At 70.9% G+C, this 16,705-nt stretch carries 15 protein-coding genes; 8 read left to right on the top strand and 7 right to left on the bottom strand.

Annotated features, from left to right (window positions below; translation table 11 throughout):
* From OG736_RS30095 to OG736_RS30080, 4 genes are all read right to left on the bottom strand, one after another.
* On the bottom strand, positions 1-2,283 hold the full coding sequence (locus OG736_RS30095; protein ID WP_327185158.1) for a HelD family protein: 2,283 nt from the start codon (positions 2,281-2,283) through the stop codon (positions 1-3).
* Between the two features lie 144 nt (positions 2,284-2,427).
* Positions 2,428-2,760 (bottom strand): thioredoxin family protein, encoded by a 333-nt coding sequence (locus OG736_RS30090; RefSeq protein WP_327185157.1) that lies wholly within the window; start codon positions 2,758-2,760, stop codon positions 2,428-2,430.
* Positions 2,757-3,185 (bottom strand): MerR family transcriptional regulator, encoded by a 429-nt coding sequence (locus OG736_RS30085; RefSeq protein WP_327185156.1) that lies wholly within the window; start codon positions 3,183-3,185, stop codon positions 2,757-2,759. The genes OG736_RS30090 and OG736_RS30085 overlap by 4 nt, the downstream gene beginning before the upstream one ends.
* A 29-nt stretch (positions 3,186-3,214) precedes the next feature.
* Complete coding sequence (locus OG736_RS30080; RefSeq protein ID WP_327185155.1) at positions 3,215-3,658, bottom strand: Lrp/AsnC family transcriptional regulator; 444 nt, start codon at positions 3,656-3,658, stop codon at positions 3,215-3,217.
* Between the two features lie 117 nt (positions 3,659-3,775).
* Here OG736_RS30080 and OG736_RS30075 point away from each other — a divergent pair, with 117 nt between their 5' ends.
* Both OG736_RS30075 and OG736_RS30070 read left to right on the top strand, forming a co-directional pair.
* Positions 3,776-4,726 carry an NAD-dependent epimerase/dehydratase family protein gene (locus OG736_RS30075; RefSeq protein ID WP_327185154.1) on the top strand — a complete coding sequence of 317 codons (951 nt, stop codon included), beginning with the start codon at positions 3,776-3,778 and terminating at the stop codon, positions 4,724-4,726.
* Between the two features lies 1 nt (position 4,727).
* Entirely contained in the window at positions 4,728-5,639 is a 912-nt protein-coding gene (locus OG736_RS30070) for an aldo/keto reductase (RefSeq protein ID WP_327185153.1), read from the top strand.
* 158 nt (positions 5,640-5,797) lie between these two features.
* Here OG736_RS30070 and OG736_RS30065 read toward each other — a convergent pair whose 3' ends face one another.
* The gene (locus tag OG736_RS30065; RefSeq protein ID WP_442817196.1) at positions 5,798-7,231 is read right to left on the bottom strand and encodes a cation:dicarboxylate symporter family transporter; all 1,434 of its coding nucleotides are present in this window, start codon (positions 7,229-7,231) and stop codon (positions 5,798-5,800) included.
* 122 nt (positions 7,232-7,353) lie between these two features.
* Here OG736_RS30065 and OG736_RS30060 point away from each other — a divergent pair, with 122 nt between their 5' ends.
* Positions 7,354-9,015, top strand: a complete 1,662-nt coding sequence (locus tag OG736_RS30060; protein WP_327185151.1) for a sensor histidine kinase — start codon at positions 7,354-7,356, stop codon at positions 9,013-9,015.
* Positions 9,012-9,707, top strand: coding sequence for a response regulator (locus OG736_RS30055; protein WP_327185150.1), 696 nt, complete (start codon positions 9,012-9,014; stop codon positions 9,705-9,707). Before OG736_RS30060 ends, OG736_RS30055 begins: the two co-directional genes overlap by 4 nt.
* Positions 9,708-9,824: 117 nt before the next feature.
* Here OG736_RS30055 and OG736_RS30050 read toward each other — a convergent pair whose 3' ends face one another.
* Positions 9,825-10,370: a hypothetical protein gene (locus OG736_RS30050; RefSeq protein WP_327185149.1), complete on the bottom strand. Its 546-nt coding sequence runs from the start codon at positions 10,368-10,370 to the stop codon at positions 9,825-9,827.
* 45 nt (positions 10,371-10,415) lie between these two features.
* Here OG736_RS30050 and mtnN point away from each other — a divergent pair, with 45 nt between their 5' ends.
* Together mtnN and OG736_RS30040 are read left to right on the top strand one after the other, a co-directional pair.
* Positions 10,416-11,276: a 5'-methylthioadenosine/S-adenosylhomocysteine nucleosidase gene (gene mtnN, locus OG736_RS30045; protein ID WP_327185148.1), complete on the top strand. Its 861-nt coding sequence runs from the start codon at positions 10,416-10,418 to the stop codon at positions 11,274-11,276.
* Positions 11,277-11,358: 82 nt separating this feature from the next.
* Positions 11,359-12,081 (top strand): XRE family transcriptional regulator, encoded by a 723-nt coding sequence (locus OG736_RS30040; RefSeq protein ID WP_327185147.1) that lies wholly within the window; start codon positions 11,359-11,361, stop codon positions 12,079-12,081.
* 33 nt (positions 12,082-12,114) lie between these two features.
* Here OG736_RS30040 and OG736_RS30035 read toward each other — a convergent pair whose 3' ends face one another.
* Positions 12,115-13,140, bottom strand: coding sequence for an ATP-dependent 6-phosphofructokinase (locus tag OG736_RS30035; protein WP_020131129.1), 1,026 nt, complete (start codon positions 13,138-13,140; stop codon positions 12,115-12,117).
* Between the two features lie 189 nt (positions 13,141-13,329).
* On the opposite strand from OG736_RS30035, the gene pta reads away from it, so the two are divergent.
* Together pta and OG736_RS30025 are read left to right on the top strand one after the other, a co-directional pair.
* On the top strand, positions 13,330-15,420 hold the full coding sequence (gene pta / locus OG736_RS30030; RefSeq protein ID WP_327185146.1) for a phosphate acetyltransferase: 2,091 nt from the start codon (positions 13,330-13,332) through the stop codon (positions 15,418-15,420).
* A complete protein-coding gene (locus OG736_RS30025; RefSeq protein ID WP_327185145.1) occupies positions 15,417-16,628 on the top strand; it encodes an acetate kinase in 1,212 nt (403 codons plus the stop codon). Before pta ends, OG736_RS30025 begins: the two co-directional genes overlap by 4 nt.
* The last annotated feature ends 77 nt before the right edge of the window (positions 16,629-16,705 follow it).

The raw sequence follows: 16,705 nt of genomic DNA, 5'->3' as shown, positions 1-16,705 counted from the left end.
TTACGCCGGAGGTTCCCCGAGGGCCGCTGCCAGTGCCTTCGGGAGGCTCCTGCTGTGCAGCACCCCCAGCCGCTGCGTCGCCCGGGTCAGCGCCACGTACAGGTCACTGGTGCCGTACCGCGTAGGCTCCACCACCAGCACGGAGTCGAACTCCAGGCCCTTGGACTGGCGCGGGTCGAGCAGTACGACGCTCCGGGTCAGGTCCGGCTCGGCGCCCGCCGTCACCCCTTCCAGCCGGGCCGCCAGCTTCCGGTGCAGGTCGCGCGGGGCGATGACGGCGAGCCGGCCCTCGGCGGGGGTGAGTTCGCCGACCGCCTTGGCGACCGCGCCGGGGAGGTCGTCGGTGGCGCGCGCCCACGGCCGTACGCCGGTCGACCGCACCGAGCTGGGCGGCTCGAAGCCGGGGTGCTCCGCGCGGACCACCGCCGCGGCCACGTCCATGATCTCGGCCGGGGTGCGGTAGTTGACGCCGAGCCGGGTGTGCTCCCAGCGGTCCTCGACATACGGCTGGAGGATCTTGGACCAGGAGCCGACACCGGCCGCCTCGGCGGTCTGCGCCGGGTCGCCGACCAGGGTCATCGAGCGGGTGGGGCTGCGTCGCATCAACAGCCGCCAGGCCATCGGCGACAACTCCTGCGCCTCGTCGACGATGATGTGCCCGAACGCCCAGGTGCGGTCGGCGGCGGCGCGTTCGGCGGCGCTGCGGTGGTCGTCCTCCTCGTGGCGTTCGGCGAAGCGTTCGGCGTCGATGATGTCGTGCGCGGACAGGACCTCGGAGTCCTCCTCGTCCTTGTCCTCGAACTCGTAGGTGCGCGAGGCGTACGAGACGTCCAGGACGCCCTGCGCGTAGGCGACCTGGGTCTCCCGCTCGCGGTCGGCGCGGGCCCGCGCCACCCGGTCGTCCTCGCCGAGCAGTTCGGCCGCCTCGTCGAGCAGCGGTACGTCCGCCACCGTCCAGGCCCGGGTCACCGGGCGGCGGATGGCGGCCGCGTCGTCGTCGGAGACGTAGCCCACGGGGTCCGCGAGGAAGTCGGCGACCAGGCGCTGCGGGGTCAGGCGCGGCCACAGCTGGTCGATGGCGGCCCAGACCTCGGGGTTGTCGGCGAGCTCGTCACGGATCTGGGTGATGTCGCTCGGGTCGAGGAGGTTGGAGCCGTCGTAGGGGTCCGTGCCGATGCGCTCGGAGACCATGTCGGTGAGCGTGTTGAGGATGTGGCCCTCGAAGATCTCGCGGGCCGCGTTGTGCGGCAGCCGGGCGGCCCGGGTGCGCTCGCGGGCCATGTTCACCAGGCCGTCGTCCAGCATCAGGATCTCGCGGTCGTGCCCGATCGCGATCACCGGATCGGGCAGCGCCTGCCAGTCGCGCACGACGTCGGCGAGTACGTCCGCCATGTCGGCGCGGCCCTTCACGGCCGCCGCCGCCCGGGTGTCGGTCGCCGTCGCCTTCACGCCGGGGAAGAGTTCGCCGACCGTCGCCAGCAGCACCCCGGTCTCGCCCAGCGAGGGCAGCACCTCGCCGATGTAGCCGAGGAAGGCGGGGTTGGGGCCGACGATCAGGACGGCCCGCTTGGCGAGCAGTTCCCGGTGTTCGTAGAGGAGAAAGGCGGCGCGGTGCAGGGCGACGGCCGTCTTGCCGGTGCCGGGGCCGCCCTCGACCACCAGGACCCCTCGGTGCGGCGCCCGGATGATCTCGTCCTGCTCGGCCTGGATGGTCTGCACGATGTCGCTCATCCGGCCGGTGCGCGCGGAGTCGATCGCGGCGAGCAGCACGGCGTCGCCGGTCGGGTCCTCGTGGCCGGTGCGGGTGGCGTCGCCGATGTCGAGGATCTCGTCGTGCAGGGCGGTGACCCGGCGGCCCTCGGTGGTGAGGTGCCGGCGCCTGCGCAGCCCCATCGGGGTGTGACCGGTGGCCAGGTAGAAGGGGCGGGCGACGTCGGCGCGCCAGTCGATGAGGACCGGGGTGCGCTCGGTGTCCTCGGCACGCAGGCCGATGCGTCCGATGTGGTGGTTGGTGCCGGAGGTGAGGTCGATGCGGCCGAAGCAGAGGGAGCCGTCCACCGCGTTCAGCGCGGCGAGCAGCCCGGAGCGCTCGGCGACGAGGATGTCCCGCTCGAGCCGGGCCTGCATGGGCGTGTTGCCCTGGGCCAGCGCGTCAGTGACGGCGCCCTCGGTGTCGCCGCGCAGGGCGTCCACGCGCGCGTACAGGTCGTCGATGAATTCCTGCTCGCAGCGCAATTCACTGTCCGGAAAGTCGGCGTTTGACAATTCCACTCCCGCCCGCATATACTGTGCTCACTGAGCTTCTTTGCGACCTCATTCATGCGAAGTCGCGAACCATCGAATATACGCAGAGAAATCCCCCGAGCGCAATTGCTCGGGGGATTTCTTTGTGGTGCGGAGTCTCCGCCCGGTCAGTTCACCGCGCGCTCAGAGGACCTCGTCCAGCTCCGCCAGCAGCCGGCGCTTGGGCCGGGCGCCCACCATCGACTTCACGGGCTCACCGGCCCGGAACACCATGAAGGTCGGCATCGACAGCACCCTGTAGGCGTTGGTGGTCTCCGGGTTGGTGTCCACGTCCAGCTGCACCACCTTCAGCCGCTCGCCCTCCTCGGCGGCGAGCGCACTGAGCACCGGCCCCATCTGCCGGCACGGCGGACACCAGTCGGCGGTGAACTCCACCAGCACCGGCAGGTCCGCCCCCAGCACCTCCGCCCCGAAATCCGCGTCCGTCACCTCGGCCACCCCGTCCGCCTTGATCACCGTTCCTGCCCTCCCAGTTCGCACTCGGGCTCCGGACCCCCCGGAACCCGCGCCTCGGCGGCCAGCTCGTCGCGCGCCAGCTCGGCCCGCACGAGCTGCCCGGCGACCGTCTCCCGCACCGCCCGCAGCTCCCCGATGAGCGCGTCCAGCTCGTCCAGCTTGCGCCGGTAGACCGCGAGCGACGCCGGGCACGAGTCGCCGTCCGGGTGCCCGGCCCGCAGGCACTCCACGAAGGGCCGGGTCTCCTCCAGGTCGAACCCGAAGTCCTGGAGCGTCCTGATCTGCCGCAACAGCCGCAGATCGCCCTCGTCGTACGTCCGGTACCCGTTGTCGCCGCGCCGCGCGGGCAGCAGCCCGCGGGACTCGTAGTACCGCAGCGTCCGGGTGGTGGTCCCGGCCCGTGCGGCCAGCTCGCCGATGCGCATGCCTACGAACGTAAGGCTTGACGCCCACGTCAAGGCAAGAGCGGTTTCCGCTCGACCGGCGAGGTGAGCACGATCGACGTCGTCGTGCGCCCGAGGGCGGAGACCGCCTCGAGAACCCCCTCCAGGTGGACGGTGTCGCGAACGGCGACCTTGAGGATCCAGCAGTCCTCCCCCACCACGTGGTGGACCTCGGTGATCTCCGGGCGCTCGATCAGTTCGAGGGTCCTGGGGTGCTTCAGGTTGTAGCCGCCGTGCGGGTCGACCCGGATGAACGCCTGGATGCCGTAGCCGAGCCGGGCGGGGCTGACGTGTGCGCCGTAGCCGCTGATGACCCCCGCGGCCTCCAGCCGCCGCACCCGTTCCGTCACCGCCGCCGGACTCAGCCGGACCCTGCGGCCCAGCTCGCTGAGCTTGATCCGGCCGTCGGTCTGGAGCAGTTCCAGGATCTGCCGGTCCAGCGCGTCGAAGGCCACCGATGTTTCGTCGGCGGCGGCCCGTGAATGCCGAGGTTCTTTCGGTGCGACGGCCGGAACTCCCATGGTTACCCCTTCAGGACAGACGTGTACGCCGGGAGAATCATGGTCATGGAAATGACGCAGGAGGTAAAGGCCCGGGGGGTGGCGGCCCGGCAGGGAAATGCCCGTGAGGTATTGGTCATCGGCGGAAACCGCTATTTCGGAAAGCGGCTGATCGCACGCCTGCTGGCCGCCGGGGACCGGGTGACGGTACTGAATCGCGGTTCGTCCGCGCCGCCTCCGGGAGCGACCCACCTGATCGCCGACCGCGACGACGAGAACGCGCTGAACTCGGCGCTCGGTTCACGCGCCTTCGACGTCGTCGTCGACCAGGTCTGCTACACCCCGCGGCAGGCGGCGATCGCCCGCCGGGTGTTCGCCGGCCGCACCCGGCGTTACGTGCTGACGTCGACGGTCGAGGTGTACGAGTACGAGGACTCCGTCGCCTTCGTGCGGGAGCAGGACGTCGACCCGCTCGGCGTCCGGGTCGATCTCGAACTTCCGTGGCACGAACCGGAGTTCCTCGACTCCCACTACGGCGAGGGCAAGCGGCAGGCCGAGGCGGTGTTCGCGGCGGAGCCGCCGTTCCCCCATGTGGCCGTCCGCGTCGCCCATGTGCTGGGCGGGGACGACGACTTCACGGGACGGCTGGAGCACTACGTCTCCCGCATCCGCGCGGGTGAGCCGATCACCGTGCCGACGGTGAACCGTCCGGCGACGTACATCCATGTCGAGGAGATCGCCGACTTCCTGTTCTGGACGGTGGGCCAGGACTTCACCGGCCCGGTCAACGCGGCCTCGCACGGGACGCTGACCACGCACGAGCTGTGCGAGGCGGTGGCCGCGCATGTCCCCGCCGGCCGGGCGGTGTTCCAGGAGGTCGAGGTCGGTGAGGTGTCCCCGCTCTCCTTCCGCCGCTTCTACGGCATGGACAACACCCGCGCCACCCGACTCGGGTTCACCTTCGGCAACGTACGGCAATGGCTGCGGCGCGCGGCCGACGAGACCCTGGGGAAGGTGAACTGACGTGCGTCACCGCACCCTTGGCGGCATCCGTGTGAGCGCGATCGGGCTCGGCGCGATGCCGCTGTCCATCGAGGGCCGCCCCGACCGGGCCCGTGCCCTGGCCACGGTCCACGCGGCGCTGGACGCGGGCGTGACCCTGCTGGACACGGCCGACTCCTACCACCTGCCGGGCGCGGAGCCCGGCCACAACGAGCGGCTCGTGGCCCGCGCGCTCGCCACCTACGGCGGTGACACCTCCCGGGTGCTCGTGGCGACGAAGGGCGGCCGGGGCAGACCGGGCGGCGGCGCGGCGGACTGGACGGTGAACGGCGATCCCCGGCATCTGAAGAGAGCCGCGGAGGCCTCCCTGCGGCGGCTCGGTGTCGAGGCGATCGGGCTGTACCAGCTCCACAAGCCCGACCCGGCGATCCCCTTCGAGGAGTCCGTCGGCGCGCTGCGAGACCTGCTCGACGAGGGGAAGATCAGGCTGGCCGGCCTCTCCAACACGGACACGGACCAGATCCGCCGGGCCCACGCGATCCTCGGCGACCGGCTCGTGTCGGTCCAGAACCGCTACTCCCCCGCCGTCGGCGACAGCGAGCCCGAACTGCGGCTGGCGGCCGAACTGGGACTGGCGTTCCTCCCGTGGAGCCCCCTGGGCGGCATCTCCCGCAGCTCCCTCGACGGGCCCGCCGACCGGCCTTCCGACACCCTCGGCACCTTCCACGAGCTGGCCCTCGAGCTGGGCGTCAGCCCCCAACAGCTCTGTCTCGCCTGGCTCCTGACCCGCTCCCCCACGGTGATCCCCATCCCGGGCGCGAGCCGTCCCTCATCGATACGCGACTCGGCAGCAGCAACCGACCTGACCCTGACCGAGGACCGACTGACCCGCCTGAACGAGTCGGTGCAACGCCAACGGCAACGCCCCGCTTAGCGGGGCGTTGCCGGGGGGGGAGGCCAGAAGGAGGCCCGGGGAGTGGGAACCGGGCGGCCGGGCCACGGGGGAGTGCACGGCCGCCCGGAGTGGGTGGGGTGGTGGCCCGGGTGTCCGGCTCCGGTTCAGGCGGAGCCGGACACCCGGAGTCGGGAGGCCTAGGCCTTGGCGAGTTCCTTCTCGCCGCCCTCGCGCTGCTCGGGCACGTCCGCCGGGGCGGTCTCGACGCCGTCCTCGTCATCGTCGTCGAGCAGGGTCTTCTCGTCGAAGGGCAGCCCGCCGGCGAGCACCACCTGGACGCGCTCCTTGTCGATCTCCTTCGTCCAGGTACCGATCAGGACGGTGGCCACGGCGTTGCCCGCGAAGTTGGTGAGGGCGCGGGCCTCGCTCATGAAGCGGTCGATGCCGACGATGAGGCCGATGCCGTCCACCAGGGCGGGCTTGTGCGACTGGAGACCGCCGGCCAGGGTCGCCATGCCGGCGCCGGTGACACCGGCCGCGCCCTTGGAGGCGACGAACAGGAAGAGCAGCAGCGGGATCTGCTCGCCGAGCGACATCGGCGTACCCATGGCGTCGGCGATGAACAGGGACGCCATGGTCATGTAGATCATGGTGCCGTCGAGGTTGAACGAGTAGCCGGTCGGCACGGTGATGCCGACGACGGGCTTGCTGACACCCAGGTGCTCCATCTTCGCGATGAGCCGCGGCAGCGCGGACTCGGACGAGGAGGTGGACAGGATCAGCAGGAACTCCCGGGCCAGGTACTTGAACAGGGAGAGGATGTTCAGACCCGAGACGATCTTCAGCAGCGCGCCGAGCACGATGAAGACGAAGAGGAAACAGGTGGCGTAGAAGCCGAGCATCAGAACGGCGAGGCTCTTGAGCGCGTCCACGCCCGACGAGCCGACGACCGCGGCCATGGCGCCGAAGGCACCGATCGGAGCGGCCCACATCACCATCGCGAGGACGCGGAAGACGAGGCGCTGGATGTGCTCGACACCGCGCAGCACCGGCTGGCCGGCCTTGCCCATGGCCTGGAGCGCGAAGCCGCAGAGCAGGGCGATGAGGAGGGTCTGGAGGACCTCGCCCTCGGTGAAGGCGGAGACGATCGTGGTGGGGATGATGCCGAGCAGGAACTCGGTGGTGTCCTTGGCCTCGGGCGAGACCTGCGCCTGCCCGGTCTCCTTCACGGCGTCCGTGATGGCGAGGCCCGTGCCCGGCTCCAGGATGTTGCCGACGACGAGGCCGATACCGAGGGCGACCAGCGACATGACCATGAAGTAGCCGAGGGCGATACCGCCGACGGCGCCGACCTTGGCGGCCTTCCGTACGGACCCGATGCCCAGCACGATCGTGCAGAAGATGATCGGCGAGATCATCATCTTGATCAGGTTGACGAAGCCGGTCCCGATGGGCTTCAGCTCCACGGCGAAGTCGGGGGCCGCGAGACCCACGGCGATGCCGATGGCGACCGCGACGATCACCGCGATGTACAGGTAGTGGGTGCGGTCCCGCTTGACCGCGGGTGCGGCAGGTGCCTTGTCGGGGGTGCTGGCGGCCACGGCTGCCCTCCTTGACGTCTTCGTCGGCATCACCGGCGTGCGGCTCACGTCCGGGGTTTATGGGGGATTGCCGTGACTATCTCCCGCCCTGTGAGGGCGGTCACCCTTCCGTTCATTTAGTTCACACTTAACGCCGGGGGCACACTGACGACATGCGCATCCCCGCTCTGCCGAGACCCCGCAGCCTGGCCGGCCAGCTCTTCGCCATGCAGGCGGTGCTGATAGCGGTGCTCGTCGCGGGATACGCGCTGTTCACCTACGTCAGCGACCGCAACCAGGCCGAGGAGGCGGCGGGCCGCCAGGCCACGGCCGTGGCCCGGTCGGTCGCCGACTCACCCTCCGTACGGGCGGCGATCCGGACCGCGAAGCCCACGGCAGAGCTCCAGCCCTACGCCCTGCGGGTCATGAGGGACACGGAGGTCGACTTCGTCACGATCATGAACCCGGAGGGCATCCGCTGGACCCACCCGGACAAGACCCAGATCGGCCAGCGCTTCCGCGGCAACACGGCGAAGGCCCTGAAGGGCGACACCTTCACCGAGACCTACACCGGCACCCTCGGCGCGTCCGTGCGCGCGGTCACCCCGATCGAGGACGACGGCACGATCATCGGCCTGGTCAGCGCGGGGATCAAGGTCGAGTCGATCAGCAAGCGGGTGCAGGACCAGGTGACGGCCCTGTTCGCGGTGGCCGGCGGCGCCCTCGCCCTCGGCGCGATCGGCACGTACGTCATCAACGCGTCCCTGCGCCGCCACACCCATGGCATGAACGCGGCCGAGCTGAGCCATATGCACGACTACCACCAGGCCGCACTGCACGCGGTGCGGGAGGGGTTGCTGATGCTGGACGGACAGTACAAGGTGGCGCTGATCAACGACGGGGGCCGTGAGCTGCTGGGCGTCTCGGGAGAGGTGGTGGGCATGTCGGTCGCGGAACTGGGTCTGCCGGCCCCGCTGACGGGTGCGCTGCTCTCCTCGGAGCCCCGGGTGGACGAGGTGCACCTGACAGCGGACCGGGTGCTCGTGGTGAACACCTCCCCGGTCTCGGGCGGCGAGCGCCGCGGCAGCGTGGTCACCCTGCGCGATGTGACCGAACTCCAGTCCGTGATGGGCGAGCTGGACTCCGAACGCGGCTTCACGCAGGCGCTGCGCTCACAGGCCCACGAGGCGGCGAACCGGCTGCACACCGTGGTGTCGCTGATCGAGCTGGGCCGGGCGGAGGAGGCGGTGGACTTCGCCACGGCGGAACTGGAACTGGCCCAGGCGCTGACGGACCAGGTGGTCGCGGCGGTCAGCGAGCCGGTCCTGGCGGCCCTGCTGCTGGGCAAGACGGCCCAGGCGAACGAGCGGGGCGTGGAGCTGGTGGTGTCCCAGGAGAGCAGCCTGGACGACGGCCTGCTGCCGGATTCGCTCCCCGCCAGGGACCTGGTGACGATCCTGGGCAACCTCATCGACAACGCGGTGGACGCGGCCCAGGGCAGCACCCGGGCGCAGGTGACGGTGACCGCCGCCACGGAGGGCGCCGAGCTGCTGCTGCGGGTGGCGGACACGGGAGCGGGAGTGGATCCCGCGCACGCCACCCTGGTCTTCGAACGCGGCTTCTCGACGAAGCCGGCCGGGCCGGGCGGGCGGGGCCTCGGGCTGGCACTGGTCCGGCAGGCGGTACAGCGGCACGACGGGACGCTGTCGGTGGCGGAGGCCGCGGGCGGCGGAGCGGAGTTCCTGGTGCGCCTGCCGTTGCCGACGACGGCGGCCTCCGGTGCCGCCGCGTCCGGCCCCACCGGGTCCGCGTCGGGGTCTGGAGGCAAGGGATGACGAGCGAAGAGCCGATCAGAGTGCTGGTCGTGGAGGACGATCCGGTCGCCGCGGACGCCCATGTGATGTACGTGGGCCGGGTGCCGGGGTTCGTCGCGGTGGGCAAGGCGCACACCGGCGCGGAGGCCCGGCGCCTGCTCGACCGCACGCCGGTCGACCTGCTGCTGCTGGACCTGCACCTGCCCGACGCGCACGGGCTCCAGCTCGCCCGCTCGCTGCGGGCGGCGGGGTATCACGCGGACGTGATAGCGGTGACGTCGGCGCGGGACCTGACGGTGGTGCGGGAGGGCGTGTCGCTCGGCGTCGTGCAGTACGTACTGAAGCCCTTCACCTTCGCCACGCTTCGGGACCGGCTGGTGCGGTACGCCGAGTTCCGGGGGGCAGCGGGCGAGGCGAGCGGTCAGGACGAGGTCGACCGGGCGCTGGCTACGCTGCGCGCGCCGGGACCCGCCGCGCTGCCCAAGGGGCTGAGCGCGCCCACGCTGGAGCGGGTGACGGAGACCGTACGGGAGGCGGAGCAGGGGCTGACCGCGGCGGGGGTCGCCGAGTCGGTGGGCATCTCACGCATCACGGCCCGGCGCTATCTGGAGCATCTGGTGGAGGCGGGGAGAGCCGAGCGGAAACCGCTGTACGGGCAGGTGGGCAGGCCGGAACTGGTCTACCGCTGGGTACGGACGGCCCGGGGAAAGTGACCTCCACGCCCCCCGGACCACCCGCGACCGCCATCACCGTCGCCCCACTGTCACCCACCGTCACCTATCGCCGCGGCCATCGCTCACCGCCACCACCCTGACGCACCGCGGCCGCCGTCACTCACCGCCGCCCCCGAACGGAATCGCGTACCGCACGACGAACACGCCCAGTCCGGCCACCGCTCCCGCCTCGGCCAAGGACAGCACCAGCAGCCCCGCCGACACCTGTCCCCCGCCCCAGTACACGACCAGCGCGGCCGTCGGCACGACGCAGAACGCCAGCAGATCGACCACGCACTGCGCGATCTTCCGGGAGATCCGCCCGGGGCCGGCCCGGTGGTAGTTCTCCCACCGGAACGCCACCTCGGTCCCGGCCAGTTCGGCGAGCCTCGGCGCCAACTCCTGGCGCACATACCGCCCGACGGCCGAGATCTTCTCGTCATTGACCAGGTAGGTCCACCCCAGCACCACGCACACCGGCGGCAACGCGAGCAGCATCGACGTCCGTTCGGCCTGGGCCGCCGCGGCGATCACCGCCGCGACCACCGCCAGGGTCACGTACAACAGGTTGTCCCGGAACCCGATCCGCGCCTTCTGCTCGTCCTTGACGGTCTGGTACTCGGCGAGCAGCAACTGCCCGGCACTGACGTCCTGTTCGGCCATGGTGACCGCCCCCTCCCCCGATGATCCTGGCAGTACCTTAAGGGGGTGCCCGAGACCGAACCCATCGCCGTGGTCCTCACCGCGCTTCCCGTCGAGTACGACGCCGTGCGCGCCCTCCTGGAATCCCTCGACGAAGTCGTCCTCGACGACGGAACCCGTCTCGAACAGGGCCGGCTCTCCGGTACCGGCTGGACGGTGGCGCTCGCCGAGCTGGGCGAGGGTGCCCTGACCACGGCCGCGCTCACCACCCGCATCGTCTCCGCACTCGCCCCCGAGTGCCTGCTGTTCGTGGGCGTCGCGGGCGGCCTCAAGGACGACCTGCGGCTCGGTGACGTCGTCGTCGGCACCAAGGTCTACGCCGTCCACGGCGGCAAGCAGACCCCGCAAGGTTTCCTGGCCCGCCCCGAGGCCTGGCACGGCTCGCACCGCCTGGTCCAGGCGGCCCGCTCGGCGCTGCGGGACCTGGACGGGGTGCGGGCCCACCGCAAGCCGATCGCCTGCGGGGACGTCGTGCTGGCCGACGAGCGGTCCGCGCTGCGGGATCACATCCGACGGACGTACAACGACGCGTACGCCGTCGAGATGGAGGGCTCCGGGGCGTCCCACGCGGCGCATCTCAGCGGCCGGCTGGACGCCCTCGTCGTCCGGGGCATCAGCGACCTCGCCGACGCCGGGAAGAGCACGGCCGACGCGGAGGGCTCGCAGGAGCTGGCGGCGGGGCAGGCGGCCAAGGTCGCGCTGGCGGTCCTGCGCAAGCACGACCCACGCCCACGGAACGCCCCCGGCACCCGGGAGGAGCCCCACCCCGGCGCGGGCTCGGGCTCGGGTTCAGGCGGCGACACCATCACCTTCCAGGGCGGTACCTATTACGGACCGGTCGTCGGAAAGATCACGCGGCACAACTGACCGATCGGTCACCACCGTAGGTTCCTACAACCGGTGACTGTGTCCGAACACCCTGTAGTCACCGCACCCCGGGCCCCCTACCTTGTCCCCCGTGCCCAGACCTCCAGCCCACACCCGTCAGCCAGGTCCCCCCTTCAACGCCCCCGCGGCCCGCAGGCTCCGCGCGGCCCTCGGCATGACCCCGGACCACGTCGCCCACGGACTGCGCGCCTCCTACGCCCTGCCGCACGCCACCCCCGATCTCGTCGTCGCCTGGGAACGCGGGGCACTCACCCCCACGCATCCCGAACTCACCGCTCTCGCGGGCGTGTTGTGGTGTTCCCCGGGTGAACTGATCGGCAGGCCGCGCACCCTGCGCGAACACCGCGTCGCCCAGGGCTTCGCCCCCGAGGACGTCGCCCGGGCCGTGGGGCACGAGTTCCTGGCGTACACGCGGATGGAGGAGAGCGGGCAGTGGCGCGGCACGGACAGGCAGTCCGCGGCCCTCGCCGAGCTGCTCGACCTCTCGCTGCCCGACCTGGTCACCGTCACCGGCCTCGAAGCCAAGCTGGCGGACCTGCTGCGGACCGCCGCCCGCACCCGCTGGCAGGCGTACGTCAGACCCGTGGGCAGGATCGTGCCCCTGGACCGGCGGCTCCTGGAGGAGACCCTCCAGGAGCTGCACCAGGACTACCAGGGGCAGATGGTCGCCACGCTGAGCTGGGGCGACGGCAGTGCGGCCGGGGAGGCGAGCGACGCCGGGCGGGACTTCCTCGACCGGATCGTCGACACCTTCTGGACGAGTCTCGAGAACCGGACCGCCTAGGTCGTGTCCGCGCGGCAGCGCCCCGGGCCCGGCCTAGAAGACCGACTCCGCCTCGACGATCCGGTCCTTCGGCACCGTCTTCAGCTCGGTGACCGCCTCCGCCAGCGGCACCATCACCACGTCCGTCCCGCGCAGCGCGGTCATCCGCCCGAACTGGCCCCGGTGCGCCGCCTCCACCGCGTGCCAGCCGAAGCGGGTCGCCAGGACACGGTCGTACGCCGTCGGGACACCGCCACGCTGGACGTGGCCGAGAATCACCGGTCGGGCCTCCTTGCCGAGCCGCTTCTCCAGCTCGTAGGCCAGCGCCGTGCCGATGCCCTGGAATCGCTCGTGACCGAACTGGTCGATCGCGCCCTTGCTGTAGTCCATGGTGCCGTCGGCCGGGTGCGCGCCTTCCGCGACGCAGATCACCGCGAACTTCTTGCCGCGCGCGAACCGCTCCTCGACCATCTTCACCAGGTCGGTGGGGTCGAAGGGCCGCTCCGGCAGGCAGATCCCGTGCGCGCCGGCGGCCATGCCGGACTCCAGCGCGATCCAGCCCGCGTGCCGGCCCATGACCTCGACCACCATCACCCGCTGGTGGGATTCCGCCGTGGTCTTGAGGCGGTCCATCGCCTCCGTCGCGACGCCCACCGCCGTGTCGAAGCCGAACGTGCGGTCCGTCGAAGAGATGTCGTTGTCGATCGTCTTCGGCACGCCCACCACCGGCAGGCCGGCGTCCGACAGCATCCGCGCCGCCGTCAGCGTGCCCTCGCCGCCGATCGGGATCAGTGCGTCGATGCCGAAGTCGTGGATCATGTCGGAGGCGCTCTCGCAGGCCTCGCGCAGCCGGTCGCGCTCCAGGCGGGACGAGCCGAGGATGGTGCCGCCGCGGGCCAGGATGCCGCTCACGGCGTTGAGGTCGAGGCCGCGGTAACGGCCGTCCAGCAGACCCGCGTAGCCGTCTTCGAAGCCGATCACCTCGTCGCCGTAGTTGTCGACGGCGCGGTGCACGACCGACCGGATCACTGCGTTCAGGCCGGGACAGTCGCCACCTGCGGTGAGAACTCCGATGCGCATCGTGCTGTGTCTCCTGCTCGCTGTTGGTACCGGTGAGCCAGATTCGATTGTTTCACGCCGCCGAGCGGGCTGTCTCTTGACGGGCGCCTTAACTACGGCCAGAGGTATTGTCAAGAGGGATCTGCTCACCTAGGTGGGCGATTTTTGTGCCCCGTGCCCCGCGCCCCTGCACAGAGACGGAGAGCTCGCGTGACCCGCAGCGTGTACGTGACCGGAATCGACCGCGGCGACGGCCGTCAGGTCGTCGAGCTGGGAGTCATGGAGCTCCTGACCCGGCAGGTCGACCGGGTGGGCGTGTTCCGTCCCCTCGTCCACGACGGGCCCGACCGGCTCTTCGAGCTGCTGCGTGCGCGCTACCGGCTCGCGCAGGATCCGGCCACCGTCTACGGCATGGACTACCACGAGGCGTCCGCCCTGCAGGCGGAACAGGGGACGGACGAACTGGTCTCCACCCTCGTCGAGCGGTTCCACCGAGTCGCCCGCGACTACGACGTCGTCCTCGTCCTCGGAACGGACTACGCCGACACCCAGTTCCCGGACGAACTCGCCCTCAACGCGCGCCTCGCGAACGAGTTCGGCGCGTCCGTGATCCCGGTCGTCGGCGGCCGCAAGCAGCCCGTGGAGTCCGTGTTCGCGGAGACCCGCAACGCCTACCGGGCGTACGAGGTCCTCGGCTGCGACGTCCTCGCCATGGTGACCAACCGGGTGGCCCCGGACGACCGGGAGGAGATCGCCGCCCGGCTCGCGACCCGGCTGCCCGTGCCCTGTTACGTGCTGCCCGACGAGCCCGCGCTCTCCGCGCCGACCGTCGCGCAGATCAGCCACGCGCTGGGCGCGAGGGTGCTGCTCGGCGACGACTCCGGGCTGGCCCGTGACGCGCTCGACTTCGTCTTCGGCGGGGCGATGCTGCCGAACTTCCTCAACGCGCTGACCCCGGGCTGCCTGGTCGTCACCCCGGGAGACCGCGCCGACCTGGTCATCGGCTCGCTGGCCGCGCACAGCGCCGGCACCCCGCCGATAGCCGGGCTGCTGCTCACGCTCGACGAGGTGCCGAGCGCCGAGATCCTCACCCTCGCCGCCCGCCTCGCCCCCGGCACACCCGTCGTCTCGGTGCCCGGCAACAGCTTCCTCACGGCCGAGCAGCTGTTCTCCCTCGAGGGCAAGCTGAACGCGGCCACCCCGCGCAAGGCCGAGACCGCGCTGGGACTGTTCGAGCGGCACGTGGACACGGTCGATCTGCTCAGCCGCGTCTCCGCGCCGAGCACCGACCGCCTCACGCCGATGATGTTCGAGCACAAGCTCCTGGAGCAGGCCCGCGTCGACAAGCGCCGGGTCGTCCTTCCGGAGGGGACCGAGGAGCGCGTGCTGCACGCGGCCGAGGTGCTGCTGCGCCGGGGCGTCTGCGACCTGACGCTCCTCGGGCCCGTCGACCAGATCCGCAAGAAGGCCGCCGACCTCGGCATCGACCTCGGCGACTGCTCGCTGATCGACCCGGCCACCTCCGAGCTGCGCGACTCCTTCGCCGAGAAGTACGCCCGGTTGCGGGCCCACAAGGGCGTCACGGTGGAGCTGGCGTACGACGTCGTCTCGGACGTGAACTACTTCGGCACGCTCATGGTCCAGGAGGGTCTCGCCGACGGCATGGTCTCCGGGTCGGTGCACTCCACGGCCGCCACCATCCGGCCGGCCTTCGAGATCATCAAGACCAAGCCGGACGCCGACATCGTCTCGTCCGTCTTCTTCATGTGCCTGGCCGACAAGGTCCTCGTGTACGGCGACTGCGCCGTGAACCCCGACCCGAACGCCGAGCAGCTGGCCGACATCGCCATCCAGGCGGCCGCGACCGCCGCCCAGTTCGGTGTGGCGCCGCGGATCGCGATGCTGTCGTACTCCACCGGTACGTCCGGCTCGGGCGCCGACGTCGACAAGGTGCGGGAGGCGACGAAGCTCGTCCGTGAGCGGCGCCCCGACCTGAAGATCGAGGGGCCGATCCAGTACGACGCCGCCGTGGAGCCGACGGTCGCCGCGACCAAGCTGCCGGGCTCCGAAGTCGCCGGCCAGGCCAGCGTGTTGATCTTCCCGGACCTGAACACCGGCAACAACACCTACAAGGCCGTGCAGCGTTCGGCCGGCGCGATCGCGGTCGGGCCGGTGCTCCAGGGTCTGCGCAAGCCGGTCAACGACCTGTCCCGGGGCGCCCTGGTCCAGGACATCGTCAACACCGTCGCCATCACGGCGATCCAGGCCCAGACCCCGAACGAGAAGGCTTCCCAGCAGTGACCGCAACCCGTGTCCTCGTCCTCAACTCCGGCTCCTCGTCGGTGAAGTACCAGCTGCTCGACATGCGGGACAGCAGCCGGCTGGCGAACGGGCTCGTCGAGCGGATCGGTGAGCAGTCCTCCCGGCTCAAGCACACGCCCCTCGCGGCCGGCGGCGGGAGCCGTGAGTGGACCGGGCCGATCGCCGACCACGATGCCGCGCTGAAGGCCGTGGCGGAGGAGCTGGCGAAGGACGGGCTCGGCCTCGACTCCCCCGAACTCGCCGCCATCGGGCACCGGGTCGTGCACGGCGGCAAGCACTTCACCGAGCCGACCGTGATCGACGACGCCGTCCTCGCCGAGATCGAGCGGCTGATCCCGGTCGCCCCGCTGCACAACCCGGCCAACCTCACCGGCATCCGCACCGCGACGGCGCTGCGGCCCGACCTGCCCCAGGTCGCCGTCTTCGACACCGCGTTCCACACCACGATGCCGGAGGCGGCGGCCCGCTACGCGATCGACGTCGAGACCGCCGACGCGCACCGGGTGCGGCGCTACGGCTTTCACGGGACCTCGCACGCGTACGTCTCCCGGGCGACGGCGAAGCTGCTGGGCAAGGCACCCGAAGAGGTGAATGTCATCGTGCTGCACCTCGGCAACGGGGCGTCCGCCTCGGCCGTCGAGAAGGGCCGGTGCGTGGACACCTCGATGGGGCTGACGCCCTTGGAGGGGCTCGTGATGGGTACGCGCTCCGGGGACATCGATCCGGCCGTCATCTTCCATTTGGCGCGTGTTGGTGAAATGTCCATCGATGAAATCGACACTCTTCTCAACAAGAAGAGCGGGCTGATCGGGCTGTGCGGTGACAACGACATGCGCGAGATCCGACGCCGGATCGACGAGGGTGACGAGCGGGCGAAGCTCGCGTTCGACATCTACATTCACCGGCTGAAGAAGTACATCGGCGCCTATTACGCCGTACTCGGGCACGTGGACGCGGTCGCGTTCACCGCCGGGGTCGGTGAGAACGCGGCGCCGGTGCGGGAGGCGGCCGTGGCGGGCCTGGGTTCCCTGGGCCTGGCGGTGGACGACGAGCTGAACGCTGTACGCGGTGACGAGCCGCGGCTGATCTCGCCCGCCGGCGCGCGGGTGGCGGTCGCCGTGGTGCCGACGGACGAGGAACTGGAGATCGCCACGCAGACCTACGCACTGGTGCAAAAGACAAACTGAGCAGGAAAGCAACTGAGCACAACCCCTCTCATTTGTATCTTCCACCAGACGGAATATTCCGTAGCGAAACAAACCGA

This window comes from Streptomyces sp. NBC_01334 (assembly GCF_035983595.1).
GTDB classification, from domain to species: domain Bacteria; phylum Actinomycetota; class Actinomycetes; order Streptomycetales; family Streptomycetaceae; genus Streptomyces; species Streptomyces coriariae.
This window is presented reverse-complemented; position numbering and strand designations above follow the sequence as displayed.